At 69.0% G+C, this 24984-nt stretch carries 22 protein-coding genes and 1 pseudogene; 7 read left to right on the plus strand and 16 right to left on the minus strand.

All coding sequences use genetic code 11. From position 1 onward, the window contains the following. Positions 1-798 precede the first annotated feature (798 nt). Both RV983_RS01500 and RV983_RS01505 read left to right on the plus strand, forming a co-directional pair. Positions 799-1587 carry a thioesterase II family protein gene (locus RV983_RS01500; protein WP_475983919.1) on the plus strand — a complete coding sequence of 263 codons (789 nt, stop codon included), beginning with the start codon at positions 799-801 and terminating at the stop codon, positions 1585-1587. Positions 1588-2829: 1242 nt separating this feature from the next. Continuing rightward, the gene (locus tag RV983_RS01505) at positions 2830-3828 is read left to right on the plus strand and encodes an AraC-like ligand-binding domain-containing protein (RefSeq protein WP_475983920.1); all 999 of its coding nucleotides are present in this window, start codon (positions 2830-2832) and stop codon (positions 3826-3828) included. On the opposite strand, the gene RV983_RS01510 is transcribed toward RV983_RS01505, so the two are convergent. The 4 genes from RV983_RS01510 to RV983_RS01525 all read right to left on the minus strand — a co-directional run bounded on the left by RV983_RS01510 (position 3829) and on the right by RV983_RS01525 (position 8074). Then, positions 3829-5361, minus strand: coding sequence for an ISKra4 family transposase (locus RV983_RS01510; protein ID WP_475983921.1), 1533 nt, complete (start codon positions 5359-5361; stop codon positions 3829-3831). It abuts the gene before it with no gap. 70 nt (positions 5362-5431) lie between these two features. Beyond that, positions 5432-5974, minus strand: a complete 543-nt coding sequence (locus RV983_RS01515) for a hypothetical protein (protein ID WP_467851131.1) — start codon at positions 5972-5974, stop codon at positions 5432-5434. A gap of 74 nt (positions 5975-6048) precedes the next feature. Beyond that, positions 6049-6564: a hypothetical protein gene (locus RV983_RS01520; protein ID WP_475983922.1), complete on the minus strand. Its 516-nt coding sequence runs from the start codon at positions 6562-6564 to the stop codon at positions 6049-6051. An 817-nt stretch (positions 6565-7381) separates the two neighbouring features. Continuing rightward, a complete protein-coding gene (locus RV983_RS01525) occupies positions 7382-8074 on the minus strand; it encodes a TetR/AcrR family transcriptional regulator (protein ID WP_475983923.1) in 693 nt (230 codons plus the stop codon). A gap of 54 nt (positions 8075-8128) precedes the next feature. On the opposite strand from RV983_RS01525, the gene RV983_RS01530 reads away from it, so the two are divergent. After that, a complete protein-coding gene (locus RV983_RS01530) occupies positions 8129-9247 on the plus strand; it encodes an FAD-dependent oxidoreductase (RefSeq protein ID WP_475983924.1) in 1119 nt (372 codons plus the stop codon). A 226-nt stretch (positions 9248-9473) separates the two neighbouring features. Here the strand turns inward: RV983_RS01530 and RV983_RS01535 are convergent, their stop codons facing one another. The 8 genes and pseudogenes from RV983_RS01535 to RV983_RS01570 all read right to left on the minus strand — a co-directional run bounded on the left by RV983_RS01535 (position 9474) and on the right by RV983_RS01570 (position 14881). Continuing rightward, entirely contained in the window at positions 9474-9791 is a 318-nt protein-coding gene (locus RV983_RS01535) for a type II toxin-antitoxin system PemK/MazF family toxin (protein WP_475983925.1), read from the minus strand. After that, complete coding sequence (locus RV983_RS01540) at positions 9788-9997, minus strand: hypothetical protein (protein ID WP_475983926.1); 210 nt, start codon at positions 9995-9997, stop codon at positions 9788-9790. The genes RV983_RS01535 and RV983_RS01540 overlap by 4 nt, the downstream gene beginning before the upstream one ends. 225 nt (positions 9998-10222) lie before the next feature. Next, positions 10223-10735, minus strand: a complete 513-nt coding sequence (locus RV983_RS01545) for a winged helix-turn-helix transcriptional regulator (protein ID WP_475983927.1) — start codon at positions 10733-10735, stop codon at positions 10223-10225. A 701-nt stretch (positions 10736-11436) separates the two neighbouring features. Then, positions 11437-12462, minus strand: coding sequence for a zinc-binding alcohol dehydrogenase family protein (locus tag RV983_RS01550; RefSeq protein WP_475983928.1), 1026 nt, complete (start codon positions 12460-12462; stop codon positions 11437-11439). Between the two features lie 66 nt (positions 12463-12528). Then, complete coding sequence (locus RV983_RS01555; RefSeq protein WP_475990193.1) at positions 12529-12897, minus strand: glycine betaine ABC transporter substrate-binding protein; 369 nt, start codon at positions 12895-12897, stop codon at positions 12529-12531. Then, on the minus strand, positions 12807-13322 hold the full coding sequence (locus tag RV983_RS01560; protein WP_475983929.1) for a glycine betaine ABC transporter substrate-binding protein: 516 nt from the start codon (positions 13320-13322) through the stop codon (positions 12807-12809). Before RV983_RS01560 ends, RV983_RS01555 begins: the two co-directional genes overlap by 91 nt. Positions 13323-13609: 287 nt before the next feature. After that, positions 13610-13847, minus strand: a pseudogene (locus RV983_RS01565) (helix-turn-helix transcriptional regulator); the annotation flags it as partial. 128 nt (positions 13848-13975) lie between these two features. Further along, complete coding sequence (locus RV983_RS01570; RefSeq protein ID WP_475983930.1) at positions 13976-14881, minus strand: helix-turn-helix domain-containing protein; 906 nt, start codon at positions 14879-14881, stop codon at positions 13976-13978. Between the two features lie 153 nt (positions 14882-15034). On the opposite strand from RV983_RS01570, the gene RV983_RS01575 reads away from it, so the two are divergent. From RV983_RS01575 to RV983_RS01590, 4 genes are all read left to right on the plus strand, one after another. After that, positions 15035-15775: an SDR family oxidoreductase gene (locus RV983_RS01575; RefSeq protein ID WP_475983931.1), complete on the plus strand. Its 741-nt coding sequence runs from the start codon at positions 15035-15037 to the stop codon at positions 15773-15775. A 69-nt stretch (positions 15776-15844) separates the two neighbouring features. Further along, positions 15845-16672: an alpha/beta fold hydrolase gene (locus RV983_RS01580; protein ID WP_475983932.1), complete on the plus strand. Its 828-nt coding sequence runs from the start codon at positions 15845-15847 to the stop codon at positions 16670-16672. Further along, positions 16665-17276, plus strand: a complete 612-nt coding sequence (locus RV983_RS01585) for a TetR/AcrR family transcriptional regulator (protein WP_475983933.1) — start codon at positions 16665-16667, stop codon at positions 17274-17276. The genes RV983_RS01580 and RV983_RS01585 overlap by 8 nt, the downstream gene beginning before the upstream one ends. Then, a complete protein-coding gene (locus tag RV983_RS01590) occupies positions 17273-17641 on the plus strand; it encodes a hypothetical protein (protein WP_475983934.1) in 369 nt (122 codons plus the stop codon). Before RV983_RS01585 ends, RV983_RS01590 begins: the two co-directional genes overlap by 4 nt. 152 nt (positions 17642-17793) lie before the next feature. On the opposite strand, the gene RV983_RS01595 is transcribed toward RV983_RS01590, so the two are convergent. The 4 genes from RV983_RS01595 to RV983_RS01610 all read right to left on the minus strand — a co-directional run bounded on the left by RV983_RS01595 (position 17794) and on the right by RV983_RS01610 (position 24868). Then, positions 17794-18213, minus strand: coding sequence for a DUF6368 family protein (locus RV983_RS01595; RefSeq protein WP_475983935.1), 420 nt, complete (start codon positions 18211-18213; stop codon positions 17794-17796). Positions 18214-18621: 408 nt separating this feature from the next. Next, positions 18622-19149 carry a YbhB/YbcL family Raf kinase inhibitor-like protein gene (locus RV983_RS01600; protein ID WP_475983936.1) on the minus strand — a complete coding sequence of 176 codons (528 nt, stop codon included), beginning with the start codon at positions 19147-19149 and terminating at the stop codon, positions 18622-18624. 975 nt (positions 19150-20124) lie between these two features. Further along, complete coding sequence (locus tag RV983_RS01605; RefSeq protein ID WP_475983937.1) at positions 20125-21291, minus strand: ROK family transcriptional regulator; 1167 nt, start codon at positions 21289-21291, stop codon at positions 20125-20127. Positions 21292-21571: 280 nt separating this feature from the next. Further along, a complete protein-coding gene (locus RV983_RS01610; protein WP_475983938.1) occupies positions 21572-24868 on the minus strand; it encodes a PQQ-dependent sugar dehydrogenase in 3297 nt (1098 codons plus the stop codon). Positions 24869-24984: the final 116 nt, after the last annotated feature.

The following is a 24984-nucleotide window of genomic DNA, read 5'->3' on the forward strand; positions in this document are numbered from 1 at the left end:
CAACTACGCCTCAGGCATTCACTTGTTCCCCTGGATACCGCTCGAGGAAGGTCGTGTTCACCGCGAAGGCCGGATCGTAAGTGAAGCTCAACGGTTCGCTCATTTTTTCACCAAATGCAACACTCCGATGAGCGCAAGATCATCGGCGGGTTTACTGTGCCCCAACCTTTGGGGTCCTCACCGGTGCTCCGGTCGCACATTGACGGAGCGTCAAGTGACACGGGGGTGGTGGGCCGGACACGTGTGCCACCTGGGCGTGGGCAGGTTATGAGCCTTCGCACGGCGGGGGTTCCGGGCCACCACCCCGGCGTCCCGCTCGGCATGCCGTGCTTGGACAACGGCACGAGCCGCAGTGACATCAGGTCCACTTGCGAGCGTGTCGGCAAGCATCAGGTCTTCGAGAGCCAACGCGCCGCCCTGGGCCATACTCAGAGCCCCGAGGCCGCACCGCACGTGGATGCCACCCGGCACGACGTGTTAGCCTGCCCCGGCTTCTGGCGTGAGACCTGGCAGGCCAACTGGTCCGCACACTGCAGGAACGGCCGGCCGAGGAGATCCTGCGCCGCACCAGCGGTCCTCGGCACCTTCACCAAACCACCGCGAGTCAACCGGTCGGTGCCGTTCGGACCGAACAAGATGGCGGATGGACCAGGACCCCCGTGCATGCACGACCTCCCGCTCATGAGGAGCGGCGAACCAGCCGACGGCATGCTCGCCGGAGCCTTCACAGGCTCGGCCCTCACTGCTTCATGACAGCCGAACCCTCAGACACTGACAACAGAGAAGAGAAGAGACGTGATGCACCGCCCGGCCAGTGGGACGTCGCTTCACCCCTGGTTCCGACAGGTGCGGAACTGCCGGGTCCCACGCCTGCGACTGATCTGCTTCCCACACGCGGGAGGGTCGGCCAGTTTCTTCCGTTCCTGGACCGGACTCGTTCCCGACGATGTCGAACTGCTGGCCGTACGATACCCGGGGCGGGAGGACCGCTTTGCCGAACCTCCGGCTCAGCGTATGGAGGAGCTCGCCGAGCCGATAGCTCAGGCATGCGCGAATCTCGCCGGCAGTCCGCTGGTGTTCTTCGGCCACAGCATGGGCGCTTCCGTGGCATTCGAAGTCGCGGCACGCCTCGCGGCGGCTCCCGACGCGGCCGGGCTCAAGGCATTGTTCGTCTCGGGTCGACCCGGGCCGGAAAAGATGCGCTCCCGGAATCTCGCCGACGCGAGCGACGATGAACTGGTCGAGGATCTGCTCTCCATGAGCGACACCAACGCGGAGGCGCTCGCCAACCCGGAGCTCAGGGAACTGTTCCTGCCACTGATTCGGGCCGACTACCGCCTCCTCGCCGCGTACGAGGCCACGGTCCCGCCGCCGAGTCTGGCCGTTCCTGTCGTCGCCTACTACGGCGACCAGGACAAGCACGTCGACGAGGACGCGGTGAACGCCTGGTCCGCAGTGACCCGTTCGAGCTTCGCCACACGCTCCTTCCCCGGCGGTCACTTCTACCTCGAACAGCACGCGGCACCCCTGGTCGCCGACCTGTTCGCCTGCCTCGACACGAACGCACCCCACCCGGACCAGGGCTGACGTGCCGAACGTGCACGAGTACAGCCGCTTGCGACGTGAAGCAGTAACGGTGAAGCCCGTCAGTGACGGACGGCCTCCCCCATCCGCCCTGCCGGCTGGACCGGACGGCAGAGGCTCGCCAGGACCTCGACGCCATGCCCGCCGACGGAAACACCTCGTCCTGGCCGCTCGCGCCGAACCGATCACCGCCGCGGACCCCTACTACCGTGGCATCGACATCGATGTCCTGCGTCGGACCGCACATCGCAGGCGCGTCGCGGGCGATGGCGGCGCGCCATGCCGACTCGGCGGCGAGAGGCTTCACTGCCTGCCTTGCCCCACCGCGTGCGCCGACGTGCGATGCCCGGGTCAGGCTGCTGTGGTGGCGTAGTCGAGTGCGAAAGCGAGCGGCTCTCGTTGAGGAAGTCCTCGACCGTCATAAGGAAATGCCCCGGCGATGCGCGGGGCGGTGCCGTCGGTGACGCCGGTCGGTCACCGGGCGGTCGCAGGTCATGACGGTGACCGTGTGAGCCCGGCAGCCGGTTCCGCAGGCCGCTCACCGACTCGGGTTCGCAGAGCCCCGCGGCCCATGCGAGCACCCACCTTCCATTTACATGTTAAGCGGCATCTATCATAGGTCACGTCAGGACCGGGCGTAAGTCGCAGCTGGCCCCGGGCGGGGCAGCGGGCGATCAGCTCAGCACACGCCCACCCAAGCGGCCGTCCTGAAGATCACGTTGCCCGCGCACACCCGTCCGCCCTGGTCCATCGAGCGATGTCGCGACGCGAAAACGATCCGGCACGTCGTCCACCGCAATGCCTGCCGGACAGGTCATGGCGACCACGGACCCGCCGACGACGGGCAGGCACGGGCGACCGTCGGCCGGCACAACGCGATCCCGCGCCACGCCTGCCGGGCCGACCGCGCACCGCCCAAGTGCAGCCGACCACCAAGCCCGGCCCGGCAACCGCATGCGGCCCGACTCCCGTCACGCCCGGCGGGTAGACCAAGCACACACAGGAGCGGACCAGGGGCGCACTCGTGACGGGGTGTGCACGCTCGGTGAAATTGGCGGGGTTGGCCTTGCATGCTTGCGGGTCTCGTTCGGTTGGCGGCCGAATAAGGCGCTCGGTACCGAACGGGCGCCATGTCGGGCGACACAAGGACTCCCATAAAAGCCATAAAGCGGACCACTGGCCGCAGTACCGTGGAGACCCGGCCCCGCAACACAGGCTCCGTGACCGGTTGAGGAGGAAGCCCGCATGGCAGATCGACTCGACGTGGCGTCACTGGCTCCCAGTGATCGTGCGGACGCGATCCGTGAATTCTCGTGGTCCGTCAACGGCCGCATAGAGGTGGACCTTCCAGCGGACCCGAATCACCTGAGGGCCGATGTGACCACCAACGCGGTGGGGTCGGTGATGGTCTCAGAAGTCGGCTGGAACGTGGCCCGCCTCTGCCGTGCCACTGCCCCGGTGGACGAGGACATGGTGCCGCACGTTCTCGTCAGCTTGCAGCAAGCGGGGGTCTCCCGGTTCCGCCAGGGGGGCAGGGAGGGCGTGATACGGGCGGGAGATCTCGTGGTGCTGCAGAACGCGAAGCCCTACGAGGTCGTTTTCGACGGCGCGGTACGCGCGGTCCTTCTGCGCGTTCCCACGTATGTCCTGGGGTTGCGCCCGTCCCTGCTCGACCAGATCACTGCCGTGCGACTCAGTGCGGAGCGCCCGGTCGTGGGTGCCGCAGTAGCGTTTTTCACCCGACTGGCCCGTAATCAGGCCGCTGTCGGCGAGGCTGAGACCGCCCTGTTCGCGGAGCCCTGCGTCGACCTGATCAGGGCTGTGGTCACCACGACCCTGGGCCGAGACGACCTGGCCAGAGCGCCTGCGAACAACACACTTCTTCAGCGTGTTCAGGAATACGTCCGCCTCCATTTGGCAGAACCCGACCTGACCGCCGCACGTATCGCCGCCGAGCATGACGTGTCCGTACGCTGGCTCTACCTGACCCTGTCCCGAGCCGGAATCACCCTCGGCGAATGGATAAGGACGCAGCGCCTCGAAGAGTGCAGGAGAGAACTGGTGTCGCCGGCGCATCAGTTCATGACGATCGAGGCCATCGCCCACCGGTGGGGGTTCGCCAGCGCACCCCACTTCAGTCGCGCTTTCAAGGCGGCGTACGGTGTGAGCCCCGGCGGAATGCGGTTGCAACATGCGGTAGCAGGAACGGACTTGGGTGCAGTTCGTTTCGAGGGACGACGTTGATCAAGCAGTGAGGGCGACTTGCTGCGGGTAGGAGTCGGGGTAGATGCGCGCGTGCTCATGGCGGGTGTGGAAGCGCCAGTAGGGTTCGAGGTCGCCGTTGGCGACGACGGCACGTAGTCGCAGGATGGCTTCGGCTCCGGGTAGGCCCCAGCGGGCGCCGGTGATGTCGAGGCGATCGGCGATCAGGTGTCGGCAGGCGCCCTCGACCGCGCCGGTGGCGATCGGCCACCCGTTGTTGAGTGCGGTGTCGTAGCGAAGCTGGTCGAGGTGCCCGGTCAAGTAGCGGTGGCAGGCGTCGACGGCCTCGCGCCGGGCGGCGGGCAGTTGTTCTTCAACGGCTTGAGCGGTCATCTCCGCGGCCGCGCGGGCGGCGTGGCCTGCCAGGATCGCCGTCAGATGGTCGGCCGCCCAGGCTTCTGCCTCGGTGGTTCCGGGTTTGTGGAAGGCGTGGGCGGCAGCCCAGGTGTACTCGGCGACGTGCACGAAGTCGAGCAGGATGTGGACCGTGACGCCGCGTCGGGCGGTCTCCGCTGCGATGAGGTCGAGCTGGTGGCGGGCGCCGTCGACGAGGACGACCCACGGTCGCAGGTGCTTCGGGTCGCGGGCTTGGGCCTGGTCGAAGACGTCGGCGATGACCTGTTCGGGCGAGCGGACGAGCGAGGCGGTGCACCACTTGTTCTCCGCCTTCGGTCCTGGGCGGGCGGGACGCTCGCCGCTGCGGCCGCCGGGTGGGTGGATCACGTCGTGCGGGCGTCTGGGCGCCGGGCGGGTGTCGAAGATGCAGGCCACGGTCGCCATCCGCTTGCGGTTCGGCTTCTCGCCGGGGGCGAGTCGGCCGCGGTGGCCGCTGGCTGCCTTCTCGGCGGCTCGTCTGGTGGCTTCGCGCAGAGCCTCGGGGCGCATGACCACGCCCTTTCCGTCCACCTGGACCACCAGCGGCATCTCTCGGCTGCACGGGACCGGGATCCTGGCCTGGTAGAAGCCGTCGATGTCGACCGCGGCGGCGACCACAAGCTCTTCCAGCCTGCGCTTGCCGAGCACGTTCCCGCATCGGCGCTCGATCGCGTCGTGTGCCTGGTCGAACGAGCCGCGGACGGCTTCGGTGAGTGCGAGTCGCCGTAAACCCGTCGAGTGCCGGCCGGCGGGCAGCGACAACGCGGTGTCGGCGGGATGGACGTTGCAGGCGCCGGGGCCGCGGTGGGCGACCCGGGTGACGCGGACCATCCCAAACACGGTGGCCAGCCAGCGCTGGTGGCCTGGTTCGCGCCAGGGGCGCACCCGGCCCTCCGGCCCTACTACGACTGGGCCGGCACCTGCGCGGACCTGCTTCTCCTCGCGCGCCGCACGCAGGTCCAGGTGGTCCTGCAGCAGCAGCCGGAGCAGGTCCCGCCCGGCCTTTTCGAGGTGTTCCTCCAGTTCGGCATGGGTCCAGGTGCTCGCATCGCCGCCTGACAGGGTGCGTATCAGCGTCTCGAAGGCACTGAGGGAGTAGGCAAAGGGGTCAGCGGTGGCATGCGTGTCGTACAGTGTCATCTCCAGGGCTCTTCCCGTCCAGCATCGATTGGGTCGCACCTTCGAATGTAGGCGCGGAAGAGCCCTGCTGTTAACGGGAGTTGGGTGAAGCGCCACCTCGGCGGCGAGCCGGAGCGAACATGCCCGGCGTGTCCTCGTCCAGCCAACCGCGCTCCACCAGCCGCTTCAGCTTCGACCGCGTGCCCTCGATCTTCCCGGCCTCGGCCGGCAGCCCGATCCTCGGCACGATCTGCTTGGCGCGGACCGGCCCCGGAGCGTCGGCCACCACTTCCAGAATGTCCCGATACACGCGTGGCAGGACCTCCGTCCCCATCCCGGGCTGCCAGTTCGGCACCGTCAGCACCCCGATCACGTGCCGCTCGGCCCCCGCATACGCCGACGCCGTGGAATCAACCGCGCTCGACCGATCGGTGTCGACCGCGTCCCCCGGTTTCTGCGGTGTCATCTCCGCCAGCACCTCGGCGACCGTCTCCCGAGCGATCCGCAGTCGCTCCAGCCCTTCCCGGGCCGCACTCAGCCGCCTGGACACCTCGGCGAGCTCGGCTTCCAGCTCCTCCACCCGCGTCCGGGCAGTCGCCTCGCGGGCTTCCAGTTCTTCGAACAGCGAGCCCATACACCGCTCCTCTCCCGCTACCACGGTAGAGACGAGCAGACCAGAGCGGGAGTGGCTGTCTCGTTCGGGGCCAGCTACGGACGGATCACGATGCTGCTGAGAGTGCCGTCACCCCACACCGTGGTCTGCATCATCATCCGACCGTCCAGGGAAGCCACCGTGAACTCCGGAACGAAACGATCAGTGAAGAGTGTCGCGAACCCGCTCCGCAGCAAGTCCACCTCGCTCCCCACCAGGTTCCACTCATCGAGCAGCTGGACCCGGAACCACACCTCGTAGGGCTCATCGTCTGGGTCTTCCCCGAGGCGTGCGCGGCCCAGCGACAGGAGGAACTCCCGCTGATCGTCGAGGAGTCCGTACTCCGTGGCCATACGGTGCCAGCTCGCGTTGACCTTGTCCGCGAAGTTCGGAGCATCCAGGTCGGCGACTTCATCCGGGTCGGAGTCGAAGCGCCCGTCTTCAGGCCGGGCGCTCGCAGGCGACACGTACTGCGGCAGCGGGGGCAGCGGAACCTCCTGCTGGACCCGTTCCACGAGTCGAAGCCCCGCGGGTCTGAGCAAGTCAGCAATTTCGGCGTCAGTCAGAATCACGGCAGCACAGTAACCCCAGGTCACACCGCCCACACCGGAATATCGGGTGCTCCAGGCGCCCAGGCACCTACGACCGGCTGGTCACGAGTTCCCTCGAAACGAGCCGCACCCAACGGACTTTCACCATCCTGAGGGCCCGGGGCCTCTCGCAAGCAAGGGGCAGGGGTGATCACCGCACGGCGCTGCACCCCGTCGCCCCATCGCGGACGCCTTCACTCAGCCCCGCCCCGGTCGTCTTCTGGACGCTGCCCAGCGACTGGGCCGCTGTCAGCGGTGGTCGGCACATGGCAGCCCACCAGCTGACCGAATGGGGCCTGGTAGATCTCCAGGACGCCACGCAACTGATCGTCAGCGCATTGGCCGCCGACGCCGTCCGCCACCGTCCCCCACAGCACAGACCCGATCGGTCTGCGATTGATCCGCCATCAGGTCCTCACCCGCGAGGTGTTCGACACTGACATGAGCTGCCCGCGCCTGCGCCGTACGCAATGGGGCGTCCGATCGGTGTCGGACGCAAGGTTGTCCGGGCCGCAACAGGCCTGGAATCCGTACCCTCGCATGCCCGGCCCCCCGGCACGCCAACCGCGCGCAAGGAGTGACCGGGAGATCTCCCTGCGCCTCGGGCAGCGGGCACTCTCCACTGAGGACGCGTTCCCTGCCGAGGAGGGGAGAAGCCTCGCGTCCGGCGGGCGGTGCCGGGGCAGGGGGCCACGCGCTTGAGAGCCGAGCCAGTGTGATGAGTCGGTGGCGGCGCAGGCCCGCACGGCCCGTGGAAACATCGACCGCGATCTCGGTCGTTTTCGGCGGGAGTTGAGCGTCACGCGGTCGGCCGGGTGAGTTTTGCGGCCACGGCGTCGAGGACCCAGTCCAGGCCGGTCGTGAAGGATGCTTCGGCGTCCACGTCGGTGCCGTCGTGGACGGCCTTGGCCAGCGCCGGGAAGCGGCCGGTGGCCAGTATGTGCGTTACATGGGGGCCGGACGCCCGCTGCCATTCGCGCTTGGACAGGCCCGTGGCACGCTCGGCCCGCAGGTTCGCGACCTCGCGTCTGATCGCGCCGATGAAGTAGGCGCTGACGGTTTCCACGGCACGCATGGCGGTGTCGACATCGGCGAGGCCGTCGAAGGCGGCCAGCGCGGCCTCGGTCACGGCAAGGCCGTTCGGGCCGAGGGACGGGCGGCCGCCGAGCAGGTCGGCCAGCCATTCGTGGCGCAGAGTGGCCTGCCTGGTCCGTTGGGCGAGGCCGCGCAATGCCTCGCGCCAGTCACCGGGTTGTCCCTCGGGGCGGATCTCGACGTGGACCTCGTCCACCATGAGGTCGAACAGTTCGTCCTTGGTGGAGATGTATCGGTACAGCCGCATGGGGCCGGCGTCCAGGTGGGCGGCGACCTTGCGCAAGGACACCGCCTCCAGCCCGCCCTCGTCTGCCAGAGCGATGGCGGCGGCCACGATCCTCTCGCGGTCGAGGGGCACGGGTTGAGTCGGCGGCTCGGGCCGGTCCCACACAGTCATAGGGACACCGTACCGGTTGCGATACAACGTAGCGGATCAATACACTGTATCGACATGAGACATCGCATCGCAGTGGTCGGGAGCGGTCCTGCCGGCCTTACCTTCGCCCGCGTCCTGCACCGACACGATCACCCCGTCACCGTCCTCGAACGCGATCCCGCCCCCGACGCCCGCCCCCCGGGCGGCACGCTGGACCTGCACAAGGGGCTGGGCCAGGTCGCACTGGACAAGGCGGGTCTCCTGGCGGAGTTCCAGGCGCTGTCCCGTCCCGAGGGGCAGGCCATGCGCATCCTGGACGTGGACGGGACCGTCCTGCGCGACTGGCGTCCCCGTCCAGATGACCGGGCCAATCCCGAGATCGACCGCGGGCAACTCCGCGACCTGCTGCTCGGCCCTGTCGACGTCCGGTGGGGGCGAGGCGTGACGCGGGTGGTGCCGGGAACCAGCGACGGCGTAATGGTCCATTTCGCGGACGGGCGGCAGGAGGCGTTCGACCTCGTGGTCGGCGCGGACGGCGCCTGGTCAAGGACCCGTCCGGCAGTCTCGTCTGTGATGCCGCACTACACCGGCGTCACCTTCGTCGAGACCTCCCTGGACGACGTCGACACCCGCCATCCCGACCTCGCCCGGTTGATCGGCGACGGTTGCGTGGCTGTGTACGGCGTGAACCGTGCTCTGGTCGCCCAGCGCAGCAGCGGCGGCCACGTCAAGGTGTACGCCCAGTTCCGCGCGCCGCTGGACTGGCACGCGAACCTGGACCTGGCCGACGTCGAGGCCGTGCGATCGAGCCTGCTGATTCTGTTCGACGGCTGGACCGCCCCCGTCCTCGACCTGCTCCGCCACAGCACCGCGTTCGTCCACCGCCCCCTGTACGTCCTGCCCGCATCCCACACGTGGACCCACGTCCCCGGGGTGACGCTGCTGGGCGACGCCGCCCACCTGATGCCCCCTTTGGGGGCAGGCGCGAACCTCGCGATGCTGGAAGGCGCCGAGCTCGCCGAGTCCATCGCCACCGGCCCTGAGGATCTGGACGAGACCGTCCGCGCCTTCGAGGAACGCATGTGGGCACGGGCCGGCAGGTGGGCGAAGATCACGATGGCGGGGCTGGAACGTCTTGTGAGCCCCGACCCCGCCGAGGCCCTCGCCCTCTTCGACCAAGTCCAGCCATCCTGAACACCCGGCGCAACAGCACCAGCAACTCGCTACCGCCGCAAGGCGGTCCCCGTCCTCCTCGTCGCGCGCACAACGAGGGAGCGAGCGGGAGCCTCCGGGGGGTGGAAGTGCGCCGGCGGCGGCGACTGCGGCAGACCTGTCACCCTGGCGGACCGCCGTCATGACCCGGACACGATCTCGCCCCGTCCGGCCTGGCCGGACGGGGCGAGATCGGAAGCAGTCGCGGCTACAGGTCCAGGACGGCGCGCACAGCGCGCTCCACCCGCTCCATGTCCTCCGTGGACAGATAGCCGATGAGTTTGCCGTCCTCGAACCTCTGCGGGCGGAAGCCCGCGATGTCGGGTGCCATGACGACTCCGCGCACGGGCGTGGTGATCGGCACGGTGACGAGGGTGTCCAGCGCGTCTTCGGCTTCCTGGATCACCACGCACACGATGCCACCCGGATGCAGACGGATGACCGCGTTGTTCTCCAGCACCAGGACGGTTCTCTCACGCCCGACAGTGGGGACGCGCCACACCGCCCCCCGCTGGATATCAGTCACGCGGCGTCCGCCTCGGCAGCGTTGAGAACATCGTCAGCCGGGTCGGCGGCACGCAGCCGGCGGTACTCGACCATGGCATCCGCAAGCAGCTTCTCCTCGAGCGCCTTGGCCGCGAAGTCGCTCAGGTTCCCGCCGCTGGCAGCTCGCGCCCGCTTCGCCAGATCAGGCGGGAGCGTGATGCTGACCTTCTCCCTGGGTGTCGTCATGACAACAATCCTACCGTCGGGAAGACGGAAACGCAGTCCTCCTGACCGACGGCCACACCACCCGTGACGACCTCTACCTCGCGGACGCCGGCCTGCACTACGAACACCTCATCGACCGAATGGTGCGGGGACTGCCCGTGACACGCGGCGGGCGCAACGTCGCCCCCCTGAAGGAGTTGCCGCAGATGCGGTAAGAGCCGTCCAGGGGCGAGGGCCCTGCGGCCGTCAGCGGGGAGGGCCGGCTCCCCTGCCCGCGGCTTCGGTCAGGCCCCGGCCCACCGTGTCCAGGACGCTGACCACCTCGGTGACGGGCACCTCGTGACCGTCGTCATCGACGTACGCCACATGGACGGGCGCACCGGAGCGCGTCCGCCGCAGCGCGGAGGGACCCGAGGGACGCGGGCGATGGAGGTCGCCCCACTGCTGGAGTGCGGACATCACCACGCGCAGGTCGCACCCCGCCTCCGTCAGGTGATAGCCCTGCCGCGGCCTGCTGCCCGGCTCCTGATAGGTCTGCGTGCACAACACGCCGCTTTCGACGAGAAGCTTGAGCCGGGCGCTGAGCAGGTTCGATGCGATGCCCAGGGCCGACTGGATCTCGGCGAACTTGTGTTTGCCGGCGAAGATCTCGCGGAGCACCAGGAAGGACCAGCGCTCGCCGAGGATCTGCAGGCTGCGCTCGATGGAGCACGCCGGTTCGTCGTCCGTGGGGCCCGACCATTGCCGTTCGGTTGACACCGTCCACCTCCCACGTGGTGTCGACTCGCGATTGCGCCGACTCCCGCATCTGCCGGCTGCGGCATGCCGACGCATGCAAGGATACCCCCTGAGTTTCATCCTGCTATTCAGACCTCCGGGCACCACCTCGGCCCGCACGCCCACAGAACGGCCATACCCCCCGGACCCGCCCCGCCACCGCAGCGGGCCGCGCCCTCGGACGGCCTCCCGGCTCCCGGGACCCGCATCCCGCAGGCTTCTACGCCTGCCCGCCCGGCGCCGGCTCGGCCCACGCACCTTGCAACTTCAGCGACCACGGCACTGGACAGCACCCGGAGCAGCGTGCGTCCGCTCCCACTCGTACGGCGTGCGCGGCCGTGCGGCCACTGCCCCTCCCGTCTCCGGCGATGGGGGCGCTGACCGTACTCCGTGCCGCGACGGACCCCAAGCGTCCAAGGAGGGGAGGTCTACGGCCCGCGTGGATTCCAGCAGAGCAGCGGCTGTCCGAAGGCCGTGCGATCGAGCGGTCGAGCGGTCGAGCGGTCAGTCCTACGACGCGTCGCTCCAGCGCAGGCTGTGGAATAGCTCCGAAGAACCGACAGCGGTTTCGTTCCCCTCGCGGTGAGTGGACGGACACGCGCGCCCCCGGAACCGAGCCGAACTCGGACCCAGGGGCGCCGTCGTGGCGCTTCGCTGCCGCCGGTTGACGCTGCGATCGCCGTTCAGAAGCCGGTGAGGGTGATCTTCCCCATGGCGGTGCCGGATTCGAGGATGCGGTGTGCCTCGCGGAGGTTGGCCGCGTTGACCGGCCCGAGGTCCTTGGTGGCCGTGGTCCGCAGGATGCCGGCGTCCGCGAGGCGAGCGACCTGGGTCAGGATGTGGTGCTGCCGGTCCTGGTCAGGAGCCTGGAAGAGGGAACGGGTGAACATGAACTCCCAGTGGAAGGCGATGCTCTTGGGCTTGAGCAGTCCGATGGGAAGGGTCTCGTGGTCGTCGATGGCGACGATACGGCCGAACGGGCGCAGAGCCTCGACGTAGTCGGGCAGGTTGCCGTCGGTGTTGATGGTACTGAACACGTGGGTCACGCCCGCCGGGGCGACCTCGGCGAGCTGAGGCGCCAGCGGCTTGTGATGGTTCACGATGTGCTGGACGCCCATGCGGGTGGCGAAGTCGCTCGTCTCCTGTCGCGAGGCGGTGCCGATCACCGTCAAGCTGGTGAGGGCGCGAGCGAGCTGGGCGACCATCGCCCCGACGCCACCGCCTGCCGCGACGACCAGCAGGGCACCCTGCTGATTCATGCCGCCGTTCTCCAGGCCCAGGTGCTCGAACAGCCCTTCCCAGGCCGTCAGCGAGGTCAGCGGCAACGCGGCGGCCTCGCTGAAGGACAGGGTGGCCGGCTTGAGCGCCGCGATGCGCTCATCGACCGCGTGGTACTCGGAGTTGGCCCCGGGCCGGTCGATCGCACCGGCGTAGTAGACATCGTCGCCGACCTCGAATCGCCGCACCTTCTCTCCGACGCCGACGACGCTGCCTGCCGCATCCCAGCCGAGAACCCTCGGCTCTCCGGCGGGATCGGAGTTCAGACGGACCTTGTAGTCAACGGGGTTGAGGGCGACCGCCTCCACCTTGACCAGCAGATCATGCGGCCCGGGCTCCGGAACGGGCAGCTCCAGGTCGATCAGGCTCTCCTCGTTGCTGACCGGCAGGTTCCTGCGGTAGCCGACAGCGCGCATGGACGTGGTGTTCATAGGGATGATTCCTTCTCGGTGCGGGCGGTGAGCGATGGGGTCGCGCTCGTGTTGCCGTGGGCCAGGTCAAAGAGTGACGTCGGGGTGATGGTCGGCGAGGTAGCGGTCGGCGGCCCGCAGTGGGCCCAACCCGGTGACGTCGATGAGGGCGCCGATCTCCTCGACACCGTCGTTGCCCGGACGCAGCGCGTCCAGTCGGGAGACGGCCTCGGGGCGTATACGTTCCAGTGCCTCCAGGTCGATGACCGGGCACGCGTCGTCCACGGTGCCCAGCAGCCCCCTGGGCTCCTCGAGTCGACGCAGGCGGTGGTGGCGGTTGAGGTACTGCGGGCGCCACAGCGGGATCACGAACCATTCGTGTGCGGAGATGCCGCGGTCCTCGCGGGCGGGGAGGGCCTCCTCCCCGGGCGTGAAGGTGTATCCGGCCCGGTCCAGCCCGCGCCCACCATGGTGGCTGAGAAGCGGCTGATACCGGCGCCCGGGTTGATGCCCTCGGTGGCCTTCGTCATGTGCTCCGCAATCCCCGATCGGGCGAGATCGGACACCTCCCCGACCTCGTCGACGGGAACATATGGCGGCACTGCCCCTACGCAGCACGGCTGACAGTGAGGCCTCAGCACCCGGGCCGGTTCGCGGTACCCGGACAGATACCTGCCGTGGCTGGACGGGAGCCACGCCGACACGAGCACATCGACCTCACCTTTGCTGAGCAGATCGAAGAGCTCTTCGTGTTCTGCTTCGATGCTCTTCACCCGGTGACCGTGGGACTCGAGGACCCGACGGGTAACGCCGGCGGCGGCCCGGTGAAAGGACAGCGCAATGTTTCCCGCGATGATCGGATCAGAAGCAGCGACGGACATGACGCCACCCTGAAAATAGCAGTCCATTTCGCTTCAGCAGGGACGACCACAACCGAGCCTGTCGCGGAATTCAACGGCGCAACGCCCACAGGAGTGAGCGCCTCACGCACCGGCCGGGTGTTCGTGAACTTCCCCCACTGGGGCGACAAGGTCGCCGTTCCCGGTCGCTCAGGTACGCAACGGAAAATCGATCCCCTACCCCAACCGCGAGATCAACACCTCCGACACGCACGATCCCGCACACCACTTCCTGGGGGTGCAGAGTGTTGTCGTCGATGCCGCCGACCGGCGGCTTGCAACCCTACGGCCAGGCCACAGCTTCGTCGCCGTGCACCAGCGGTGGCAGTGCCGCACCCGGCTCCAGCTGGTAGCCACCGTCCACCCCTCGGCTGGCGCGCACCGGATACCCAGCTCGCGGAGCCGGTCGACATCGCGGCGCAGCGTACGGATGGACACACCCAGCCGACGGGCCAGCTCCTCGCCCGGCCAATACCGGTGGGTCTGCGGCAGCGACAGCAACCGCAGGGTCCGCGAGCCGGCCCGCCCAGGCGCAGTGCGCCGGCCGTGGGCTCGCCGCGGCCTGGCCGTCGGTCAGGCCGCGGACGGTGCCGCGCTCAGTGATCAACAGCGTATTTGTCAGAGCGAGCAGGGCGTCACGGTCTACGTCGGCCCCGACTGTCCTGCGATCGGTGGCAGGCGTCGACGTCGCGGCCTGTCGGCGGGTCGACGGCCGCAGCGGGCTGCTGCCCGCCGGCAGGGGCGAGGGAGGTCAGCAGTTGCAGCTTCTCGGCGGCGTCGCTGTCCTGGTCCGGGTAGTAGAGCACGAGCAGCAGGTCTCCGACGGCGAGCTTCTCGCGGTTGAGGTGCAGTTCGCCCACGACCGGATGGTTGACGGTGCTGGCGTAGCCGAGCGCTTTGATGTCGTGCCGTGCCCACAGGGTGCGGAAGCGGTTGCTGGCCAGGGACAGCTCGCCGACGAGTTCGACTGAGCGCTGGTCGGAGACGCTGTCGTCCACCGAACGGCGAAACGCCGCGACGGAGTCGACGACCGCCCCCTCCCAGTCGTGCTGGAAGTGGCGTTCCTCGGGGTCGAGCAGCAGGGAGCGCAGCCGGTTCCCGCCAGGCCGCAGCCGCGGCGACAGCGCCATCGCGAGCTGGTTGGAGGCCAGGACGTCGAAGTACCGGTCCTCGACGAACGCCGGCACGTCCACGGCCGCCAACAGATGGTGCAACCGGGCGGGCAGGCGCGGCGTGCGCTGCTTGCGGCGGGCCGGCGGGCGGAGCACGTTGAGTCCGAGCAGGTACTCGGTTTCCAGGTCGTCGAGGTGCAGGACACGGGCGATGGCCTGGAGCACCTGCGGGGAGGGGTTGTGATCCCTGCCGCGCTCCAGCCGCAGGTAGTAGTCCGCACTGATACCGGCAAGCATCGCGACCTCCTCGCGGCGCAGCCCTGGGACGCGCCGGTTGGCGCCGCCGGGGATGCCGGCCTGCTGCGGCGTGACCAGGTCGCGGCGGGCGTGCAGGTACTCGCCCAGCCGGTTCGCGTCGTCTTGAGGCATGCCTCCCACGGTAGCCGCGGCCGACGGTCGCAGAGGGGGTCCTGGCACACCCCGGATCGGCAGGGCCTTTCCAGTTCCAAAGCATGTGAGCGAGCCTGGTTGCGGAAGACAGGTAGTTGTCGGCCGACTACCGAACGTTACAGGGAGGTTCTGGTGAAGCTCACCAATCGCACAGTGCTCATCGTCGGTGGCACCTCTGGCATCGGGCTCGAACTCGCGCACCGGTTCGCGAAGGACGGCAACACGGTCGTCGTCGGCGGGCGCCAGCCCGAGCCACGGGACGGCCTGCAGTCCGTTCGGATCGACGTCACCGACCCCGCCTCGGTCCTGCGGGCCCGCGACGATGTGCTCGCCGCGCACCCCGACCTCGACGTCGTCGTCACGATGTCCGGAGTCCTGCTCACCGAAGACCTGCGCGACCCCGCGCACATCACCGACGCCGAGAACATGGTCGCCACGAACCTGCTCGGTACCATCCGGGTGATCGACGCCTTCACGCCGCATCTGATCGGCCGCGGCGCCGGAACGATCATCACGGTGAGCTCGGGAATCGCGTTCCTGCCCTTCCCGCTCATGGCCACCTACGGCGCCACGAAGGCCGCGGTCCACTCCTACACCGAGTCGCTGCGGGCGCACCTGGCCGGGACCGGCGTGGAGGTGGCCGAGCTCGTGCCGCCGGCCGTCGCGACCCCGGCGATGGCGAAGCTCAACCCGGCGGCCGTGCCCGTCGACGATTACCTCGATGAGGTGATGGAGCTGCTGGCCGTGGAGCCTACGACCCGCGAGGTCATCGCCGAGGCCGCGCTGCCGCTGCGCTGGGCCGAGCGGGACGGCGCCTACGCCGAGCTCCTGGAGCGCCGCTCCGCGCCGCTGAACAACCTGCCCGGCCGTTGATCGGCCCGGTTCCCGGCCCGGCAACTGATTCCGCTGTCGTGGCTATCGAGATCAACTACGGAGATCGACATGACTGAGTTCCTGAACGTGGAAGGCGGCACCGTCGCCTACGAGGTGACCGGCTCCGGGCCGCTGATGGTGCTTGCGCACGGGATCGGCCAGAGCCGCGACGCCTATCGGTTCATGGTCCCAGAGCTAGTGGCCACCGGTTACCGGGTCGCGGCCGTGGACCTGCGAGGCAGCGGCGAGTCGACCGCGACGTGGCCGTCCTACACCCGCACCGACATCGCCGGCGACCTGATCGCACTGATCGAGCATCTCGGCGGTCCCGCAGTGCTGGTCGGCCACTCCGTCTCCGGCGGTGCCGCGACGATCGCCGCTGCCAAGGCGCCGGCGCTCGTGAGCGCCGTCGTCGAACTCGCGCCGTTCACCCGCAAGGTGGAATACTCGCTGAGCGCCCTGGGCGTGTCCCGCTACCGCAAGGCCGCAAAGGCGATCTCGGCCGTCGCGATGTTCGGCAGCCACAAGCAGTGGCGGAAATACCTGGAGCTCGCGACCCCGGAGCCGCGCCCGGCGGACTGGGCCGCGAGCCTCGAGCGCACCGACGCGATGCTGCACGAGCCGGGACGGATGAAGGCCCTGCAGAAGCAGATGAACAGCGCCGCCGACGCCGGTGCCCAACTCGGCAACGTGCACTGCCCGGTCCTGGTCGTCATGGGCACCCTCGATCCCGACTGGAGTGACCCGAAGGCCGAGGGCGAGGCCATCGTGGCCGCGCTGCCGGAGGGCGTCGGCCGGCTCGAGATGCTCCCGGGGGCGGGCCACTACCCGCAGGTCCAGTTCCCGTCGCCAGTGGTCGGCCTGGTGCGCTCGTTCCTGAAGACGGCCCGTGCCTAGGGCCGGACTCGACCGGGCCACGGTCATTGCGGCCGCGTCGGAACTCGCCGAGGAAGTCGGCTTCGCCGGCCTGACCATGGGCCTGCCGGCCGAGCGGGTCGGCGTGCGGACACCGTCGCTGTACCAGCACGTCGATTCGCTGGACGCCCTCCAGCGGGGCGTCGGCCTCCAGGCCGTCGGCGACATCGACGCGGTCCTGACGCGGGCCGCCGTCGGCCGGTCCGGTCCGAACGCGGTTCGCGCGATCGCCGAGGCATACCGGAAGTGGGCCCTCGACCACCCCGGCCGGTACGCCGCCAGCATCCGTGTCCCTCGCCCCGAAGACGAGGAATACCAGGCCGTGACCTACGAAGCGGTGCAGATCGTGTTCGACGCGGTCGCCGGCTTCGGGCTGACCGACGAGCGAGCCATCGACGCGGTCCGAGCCCTGCACACCGTGATCCACGGCTTCGTCGGCATCGAAAGCAACGATGCCTTCCAGATAGAGCGCGACCCCGCCGACAGCTACCGGTTCGTCGTCGACACGCCCATCAACGGCACGCGGGCCGAGGCCGCCATCGGCGGGCCCGACACGGCGCCGCTCCATGCCGGGGAGGGACCATGACCCAGGCCGCCGACTCCCCGAACCGCACCAACGCCGCCTCCGGGCTACGGTTCCTGGCCGAACTGATCGGCTGGACGGCCACCCCGTGGGCGCTGCACCAGGTCGACTGGGCGGTCGCGACCACCGCGCTGGTCCTGCTGATCGGACTTCCGGCCGTCGTCGGAACACCCGGCGACCGCCCCTTCGACCCGCCGGTGGCGATCCCCGGCGCAGCGATGCTCCTGCTCGTGCTCCTCGAAGTGGCCGCCGCAGCGGTGGCGCCGTGGTTTGCGTGGCCCACGTGGGCGGCGGTCGTCGCAACCGCGCTGGCTGCGACGTCGGTCGTGCTCGAACAGCCGCGCTGGCGTTGGCTGTTGCGCCACTAGATCATGACTCGATACGCACCCTGGCCGCTGCGCTCGTGTCGGTGGCCTGATCAGACTTGCCATGCCCTCGCTGGTCGAGCGCGATCACTCGCCATTGGGAGCCCAGCCGCTCGGCCAGCGGAGCACAATCCGCGCCCTCGCGTGCAGAGCGATCAGAACCGGGCCCGGCCCGCCAAAATCACGGGGAAATGACGCCGGCCGCTCACAGCGGCTGTCAGCAGGGCTGTGACGACGTGGTCGACTGGTCGGTTGCAGAACGCGATGACATCGACTGCGTAGGTCGGGGCAAAGCCAATGAGGGGTTCCTGGTCGACTTCGTCAGCATGTTCGGCGTCGAAGATGGCCTCGTCGCCGATACCGGGCCCCATGAGAGAGATCAGTACGGGCCGACGCCCGTCGACGCCACCGGTGTCCGTGATGCCGAGGCTCTCCGCGTGGATGTTCACGTCGTACTCGCCGACCCGCTTCTCCTCAAAACGGGCCGAGGAGCGAACCAGAAACTCGTGAAGCCGCTGGATTGCGCTGCCTGGGACCGCCTCCGCCAACTCAATCACCAACACCGGTCCGCTCATGCCTCGGAGCCTGGACAGCCAGGCCGGCCATCCCCCTCTCCTCGCCAAGCGGCAGCGTGCCGACATCGGCTGCCGTCTGGTGCCGGCCTCACGGCCCAGCGTCGGCTGCCGGTCGTTCCCTACGTCGTCCCACCGCAGCAGGATGTCGAGCGGTTTACGACCGCACCCACGGGAACGGACGCCACCGCCACCCCATCGTCGGCAGCCCGACCGTCGCGTACCAGGCCTTCACCATGCCGGGCGAGACCGATCAGACCCTGTTCCTGTGTCTCCCGGCAGAAGACCAGGCCTCGCAGGACGCCTGAAACCGCTCGCCAACCGGAGCGCCCAGCAGTCGGCCGCACCACGGCTGTCAACCGCACACCAGGACCACCACGCACATCAAGCGACCTGATCAGCCCCAGGCACTCATCGTTCGAAGGTGCCGTACAGGGTTGCCCGCGCGATGGCGTGGGTGAACAGGAGGAAGTCCATGCGGGCAGGTGTCGTCGTCTCGGACACCTCCAGCATGTCGACGCCAGCGGCGTGCACCACCAGGAAATACCGGTCCGGCCCGTTGCCTGGAGGAGGTGCGGGACCGAGGTACCTTCGGTAACCGGCGTCGTTGGACAGCGTCACCGCACCGCCGGGCAGGTCACTTCCGTCTCCCGCTCCGGCCGGCAGGTCGGTCACGGAGGCGGGAAGGTTCGCCACGGCCCAGTGCCAGAAGCCCGAGGCGGTGGGCACGTCGGGGTCGAACATCGCGACCGTGAAACTGCGCGTCTCCTCGGGAAACCCGGACCAACTCAGCTGTGGTGAGACGTCGGATCCGCCCGCTCCCAGGATGCCGCTCACCTGCTCGAGCGCCAGTGGCTCACCGTTGGCGACCGACTCCGAGGTCAGCGAGAAGGTGCTGATCGGCGGCAGGAAATCATAGGGACCATAGGGTCTGATCACGAAACTTCCCTCGCATTCAGCTTCTCCCCGTAATGGGGCCGATCGTTGCGATGGCCTTGTCTCAACGCTAGGACCCGCGATTCCCGGCAGCAATTCTGGTCACACCGTGCCGTACATGTCGGCGGCTACTGCGGAGCAGCCCGTCCTTCCGAGCACGGCGCGGGCATCTGGGCTCGTCAGCGCCGAAACGGCATTTACCTGCCGACTGCCGTACCTGGCAGTCGGGCCCCGCCGATAGCGGCGTAGTACGGCAGGTGCCCGAGGAGGAGGCCCGGTCAACGCCGGACGTCGCCCGGATGACGGCGTGCCCAGCCGCAGCGGGGGTCGCGTCACACAGTGCGCTGCGTTCTGCGGATGCGTGGCAGCGGCGTACCAAGGACCCTGGTGGTTTCCCCGGCGGAGCCGCGGCCGCGGTGACCGATGAGGCATCCGACACCCTCACGCCGCACCGGCCCGCACCGCCGCTTGCCGGCGAAAGCGAGGCACCCCTATGAGATGCGAGCAGCTCGGATGCACGGATACAAAGAACCCCTTCGCATCGAAGAGGTTCCCGTGCCCGATCCCGCGCCGAAGAGATCTTGCTGAAGGTGGCGGCGACGGGCATGTGCCGGAGCGATTGCCTCGTGGGCCTCCCGTTCATCCCCGGTCACGAGGTCACCGGCCGGGTAGCAGGCTTTGGCAGCGCCGTTCCGAAATCGGTGGGCTACACGGAAGCGACATGGCTGTGGCGAAGCCCAGTTGAGGAGACGGCACCTGTCGCCAGGGGCGCGGCGCGAAGGCAACGAACAACTGCGCAGCGGCAACGGCAAGTGGGTGAGCTTCAACCCTCTGCTCACCGAGCCACTGGGTGGACGGTGTGCCCCCGGGCCGGCGGAACCCCCTCAGCGTGGACTCACCCGCACGCCAGGGAAGATGTGACCGCACCGCTGAGGTTGGGTATCGGGGACGGGGCGGCCGGCAAAATCGTCCTGCCCGTCATAGATGTCTCCCGTAGTCGAGTTCGCTGGCCAGCAGTGCCGCGCCGGTCACTCCGGCGCGCGGGCCGAGTTCCGACAGCACGATCTGCAGGTTCCCGGTGGCAAGCGGTAGCGAGCCCCTGTACACGACGCTGCGGATCTCGGCGAGCAGCAGATGGCCGAGCCCGGAGACGCCGCCGCCGATCACGATCATCGACGGGTTGATGAAGCTGACCAGCGTGGCGAGGACCTGCCCCACCCGGTGGCCGCCGTCCCGGATCAGGTTGACGCACGTGACGTCTCCGCCGGCAGCGCACTCCCCCACGTCCACAGCGGTGAGGGTGCCCTCCGCGGCGAGGCGTTCGGCCAGCGCCGGCGACTTCCCCGAACGGGCGGCGTCGGTGGCCTCCCGGGCCAGGGCCACACCGCCGAAGAACGCCTCCAGGCAGCCGGTTTTGCCGCACGAGCAGACCGGTCCCTCAGCTTCGACCTGGATGTGGCCGATGTCGCCCGCGGACCCCTCCGACCCGCGGTAGATCTGGCCGTGGACCTGCACACCGCAGCCTATTCCGCTGCCGATCTTCACGAACAGCAGGTTGTCGACGGCCTTGGCGACCCCCCCGTACCGCTCGCCGAGGGCCATCACGTTCACGTCGTTGTCCACCACGACCGGGCAGCCGTGCGCACGGGTGAGGGTGTCCCGGACGGGGAAGCGGTCCCAACCCGGCATGATCGGCGGGGAGACCGAGATCCCCTCCTTGAAGCTGACCGGCCCCGGCAGCCCGATTCCTATGGAGTTGAACCGCGCGCACCCGGCCTGGTCCCCCATTTTGTGCAGGAGTTCGTTGACCCGGTCCAGGACTGCACGCGGACCTTTGCGGATATCGGCGGCCTCGGCATAGGAGGCAATCGGTTCCAGCCCTCCGTCGGTGATCTCGATGTCTATCGAGCTGGCCCCGAGGTCCACCGCCGCGAACCGGATTTCGGGATCGAGTTGGACAAGAGTGGAAGGGCGGCCGCCTCGTGAGGTGGCCGGCCCCGCCTCGAGCACCGTGCCTGCGGCGATCAAGCGGTCGAGTTCAGCCAGCAGCCTCGGCCTCGCCACTTCCAGCTGGTCGGACAGCTGCGCGCGCGACAACGGCCCGAGGTCGCGCAACAGGCTCAGCACGCGGTACTGGATGCTCACAGGGTCACTTCCTGGCTATCGGCCGAATGTGTGACAAAACGTTAGGGGCGTTACGTCATAAGCGTCAACGGCTTTCACACAGATCGCCGAAAGTTAAATTCGAAACGAGGAAAGCACTGGTGCATCGGCAAGTTACCCGACCGGAATCCCGGTCCGGGACTGCCGGGCACATGGACAGACTCAAGGGCGGGGCGGCCGCCGTCCCGCGACGGCCGCCGGTGAGCCCTTGAGCCGCCGGCAGGGTGCTGCCCGCCGTGACGGCCGGGCAGCACCCTCCGCATCAGCCGGCCAAGCCTCCCTTCACGGCGAGGGCATCGCGGGCGAGGGCGGTCCGCGCGGTCGCGTCGGTCACCAGTCGGGTGTCCGCGGCCAGTTGCGCGACCTGGTCCAGGACCGCGGCTGCCTGGTTGGTGCGCCCTGCGTCAGCGTGCGCCCGGGCCTGGCCGAGCCGGACCGTCAGCCGCTGCTGACCCTGCTCGGTCAGCCGGTTCTCCGCACGCAGTTGGGTGATCAGGGTGTCCAACTCGTCGAAGGAGGTGCGGGTGGTGAAGTGCACCGTGCGCGTCGTGGTGTTGCCCGCCGCGTCACGGCCCGTGACCACCAGGTCGTGGCCACCCAGCGGCAACCGCCACAGCAGCAGTGGCTGCCCCGGGGTGACGGCCGCACCGTCCAGCAGCGCGGTCGCGGTCGGCCCTCCGGAGACGGCGTCCGTGACCGTGACCACCGGCGTCGGGCGCTGGGAGTCCCCGTAGGCGGTGTCAGCCGTCACGCCGGTGACGGTTACCTCGGGTCCGGTCCGGTCGATCCGAACGGCGATGGTGCCCACCGCGGAGATGTTGTTGGCCGTGTCCGTCGCCCGGTACCGGATGGAACTCATCCCCTCCGTGGAGAGGGTGACCGCGCTGTTGGCGCTCAGCCAGGTCGTTCCGCCGTTGAGCGAGTACTCCCGGCTCCTGACGGCCCCGTTGTCGGTGGCGCTGACGGTCAGCGACACGTTGCCGGTGTACCAGCCGTTGCTGCCGGTGGGCTGCGCCGGGTTGAGGGTGGCCGTCACCGACGGCGGGGTCCTGTCGGCGATACCGGACCCCTGGAAGGTGAAGGAGTCCACTTCGACGCCGCCGGAGGACGTGACGTAGAGCTGCCCGCTGCCGGAGGGAGCCGCGCTCAGCGCCGTGTTGATCGTCTGCCAGCCGTCACCCGCGGGGACGGTGATCGTGGCGAACGGGTCGGACCTGGGTGTGCCCCAGCGCAGCGACAGGGTTCCGGCGCCGGTGGCACGGGTCTGCACCCCGGTGATGCCGGCGAAGGACACCGGGTCGTAGCCGATCCAGTCGCCGTTGTCGAAGGCGGTCAGCTTGCGCTGTCCGGACGCGGTGGCGTCATCGGTGATCACGACGCCCTGGGACGAGTCGTAGTGCTCGCCCTGCATGAGGGCGGGGTTGAGGACGACCTGCGCGTCGCTGGTCGCAGGTGGCACGGAACCGGCACCCCGGTCGGTGTAGGTGATACCGAGGACACCGAAGACGTTCTCGGTGTCACCGTGGCCCGCGTCGGCCGGGGTGGTGATCGCCCCCGAGCAGCCCGTCCCGCTGGTGACCGGGTGGCCGTGCTGGTTGTGGCCGAGGCCGAGGGTCCAGGCGGCCTTGGTGCAGTCGACGTTGGTGCCGTCCTCCGGATCGTCGATCCGGGTGGCGTACGGCACCACGTCGCCCCAGGTGAAGAAGCCACCGTTCGGCGGGGAGGTGAACGCGACCGTCGGAGCGGTGTTGCCCACGGTGATCTGCTTGCTGGTCAGACCGGTCTTGCCCTCGGGGTCGGTGACCTTGAGGCGGGCCTGGAGCTGCCCGTTGTCGGGATACGTGCGGCTGGCCGTCGGGCCGGTGGTCTCGAACGTGCCGTTGCCGTCGAGGTCCCACTGGTAGGTGAGGGCGCTGCCTTCCGGGTCGCTGGAACCCGTGGCGCTGAAGGAGACGGTCAGCGGCGCCTGACCCGAGGAGGGACTGGCGCTGATCACCGCGGTGGGGGCCTTGTTGCCCTCCGCGTAGTCGATCCGGTAGAGGCCCGCGTCGGGGTTCTGCCGGAAGAAGCCGTCACCGTAGTCGAGGACGTAGAGCGCGCCGTCGGGGCCGAACTCCAGGTCCATCGGGTTGTCCCACGGCGGGATGCCGTTGCCGGCACGTTCGCTGTTGGGCAGGAAGTTCTCCAGCTTGGTGACCGGTCCGTCCGGGCCCGCCAGGGTCAGGGCGGCGACGTAGTCCTGGGAGAACTCCCCGAGGAAGGCCTTGCCGTCCCAGTAGGCGGGGAACTTGCCCGGAGCGGGGTTCGAGGCATCGTAGTGGTAGACCGGGCCGCCCATCGGGGCCTGGCCGCCGGGGCCGCCGGGACCGCGGAAGGCGGTCAGTTCCGGCCAGGGCTGGTCGGTGTCGCGGTCGCCGTACCACAAGGTGGCCGCCCGCGCCGGGGGCAGCTCGGTGAGGCCGGTGTTCCAGCGGGAGTCGTTGACCGGCGCCGCGCAGTCGAAGGCGGGGCCGGGAGTGAGGGTGGCGAAGTCGAAGTCCCGGTAGGGACGGGTGTTGTCACCGGTGCAGAACGGCCAGCCGCTGTTCATGGCCGTGCTGGTGGTGTCCCACTCGACGTAGCCCATCGGGCCGCGGTTGGCGTCGGCGTTACCGGCGTCGGGGCCGTAGTCGCCCCACGTCACCGCGCCCGTGACCTTGTCCACCGCCATCCGGTAGGGGTTGCGCAGGCCCATCACGAAGATCTCGGGACGGGTCTTGTCCGTACCGACGGGGAACAGGTTGCCCGACGGGATGGTGTAGGACCCGTCCTCCTGCACGTGGATACGCAGGATCTTGCCGCGCAGGTCGTTGGTGTTGCCCGAACCGCGGCGCTCGTCGAGGCCGGGGTTGTAGGTGGCCGCGTCGTTGATCGGGTTGTACCCGTTGACGTTGGGGCCCGACGCGGGGGTGTTGCCGCCGGTGGCCAGGTAGAGGTTGCCCTGCGCGTCGAAGTCGACGTCGCCGGCGACGTGGCAGCACTGACCGCGGTTGGTGGTGACGCGGATGATCTCCTGGCCGGTGGACAGGTCGAGCTTGTCCCCCGTCCACTTGAAGCGGGTCAGGGCGTCGTAGCCCTCCCACTGCTTCCAGTAGGCGTCGGTCTGCCCGGACGGCAGCCGCTCGGGGGCCGAACCGGTGGGAGTGCTCAGCGGCGGCGAGTAGTAGAGGTAGACCCAGTGGTTGGTGGCGAAGTCCGGGTCGAGGGTGACGGTCTGCAGACCCATCTCTGAGTTCTGGTAGACGTCGAGGTGGTTCACGACCTTGGTGATTCCGGTGCCGGGGTCGGTCATCCGGAGATCACCGTTGCGGGCGGTGTGCAGGACGCGCAGATCGGGCAGCACGGCGAGGTCGATCGGCTCTCCGGTGGTCTTGCTGAGCGTGACCTTCTCGTAGTTCGACCAGTCCACGGCGGAGTCGGCGGCCGCGCTCGCGTGAGCGTCGTCCGGGTGCGCCTGCGCAGCCGGTGCTAAGGCGAGACCGCCCAGCATGGGCAGCGACGCCAGGAGCACCCCGGCCATGAGGCCTCTCAGGGTACGGTACACAGTGATGCGTCTCCTTGGTCTGTGCGGGTCAGGAGGTGCGCAGCCGGGCCGGCCCGCCGGTTGCGCCGTGGCAGCGGTACGCAAACGGCGGG

The sequence above is a fragment of the Streptomyces sp. RLA123 genome (assembly GCF_056270165.1).

Coding starts and splice junctions, on each gene's coding strand:
- RV983_RS01560 (WP_475983929.1), bottom strand. CDS start 13,322: ATGTCCGTCGCTGCTTCTGATCCGATCATCGCGGGAAACATTGCGCTG.
- RV983_RS01610 (WP_475983938.1), bottom strand. CDS start 24,868: ATGGCCGGGGTGCTCCTGGCGTCGCTGCCCATGCTGGGCGGTCTCGCC.
- RV983_RS01510 (WP_475983921.1), bottom strand. CDS start 5,361: ATGACACTGTACGACACGCATGCCACCGCTGACCCCTTTGCCTACTCC.
- RV983_RS01530 (WP_475983924.1), top strand. CDS start 8,129: ATGAGACATCGCATCGCAGTGGTCGGGAGCGGTCCTGCCGGCCTTACC.
- RV983_RS01595 (WP_475983935.1), bottom strand. CDS start 18,213: ATGAGCGGACCGGTGTTGGTGATTGAGTTGGCGGAGGCGGTCCCAGGC.
- RV983_RS01550 (WP_475983928.1), bottom strand. CDS start 12,462: ATGAACACCACGTCCATGCGCGCTGTCGGCTACCGCAGGAACCTGCCG.
- RV983_RS01570 (WP_475983930.1), bottom strand. CDS start 14,881: ATGCCTCAAGACGACGCGAACCGGCTGGGCGAGTACCTGCACGCCCGC.
- RV983_RS01590 (WP_475983934.1), top strand. CDS start 17,273: ATGACCCAGGCCGCCGACTCCCCGAACCGCACCAACGCCGCCTCCGGG.
- RV983_RS01540 (WP_475983926.1), bottom strand. CDS start 9,997: ATGACGACACCCAGGGAGAAGGTCAGCATCACGCTCCCGCCTGATCTG.
- RV983_RS01515 (WP_467851131.1), bottom strand. CDS start 5,974: ATGGGCTCGCTGTTCGAAGAACTGGAAGCCCGCGAGGCGACTGCCCGG.
- RV983_RS01525 (WP_475983923.1), bottom strand. CDS start 8,074: ATGACTGTGTGGGACCGGCCCGAGCCGCCGACTCAACCCGTGCCCCTC.
- RV983_RS01505 (WP_475983920.1), top strand. CDS start 2,830: ATGGCAGATCGACTCGACGTGGCGTCACTGGCTCCCAGTGATCGTGCG.
- RV983_RS01580 (WP_475983932.1), top strand. CDS start 15,845: ATGACTGAGTTCCTGAACGTGGAAGGCGGCACCGTCGCCTACGAGGTG.
- RV983_RS01500 (WP_475983919.1), top strand. CDS start 799: ATGCACCGCCCGGCCAGTGGGACGTCGCTTCACCCCTGGTTCCGACAG.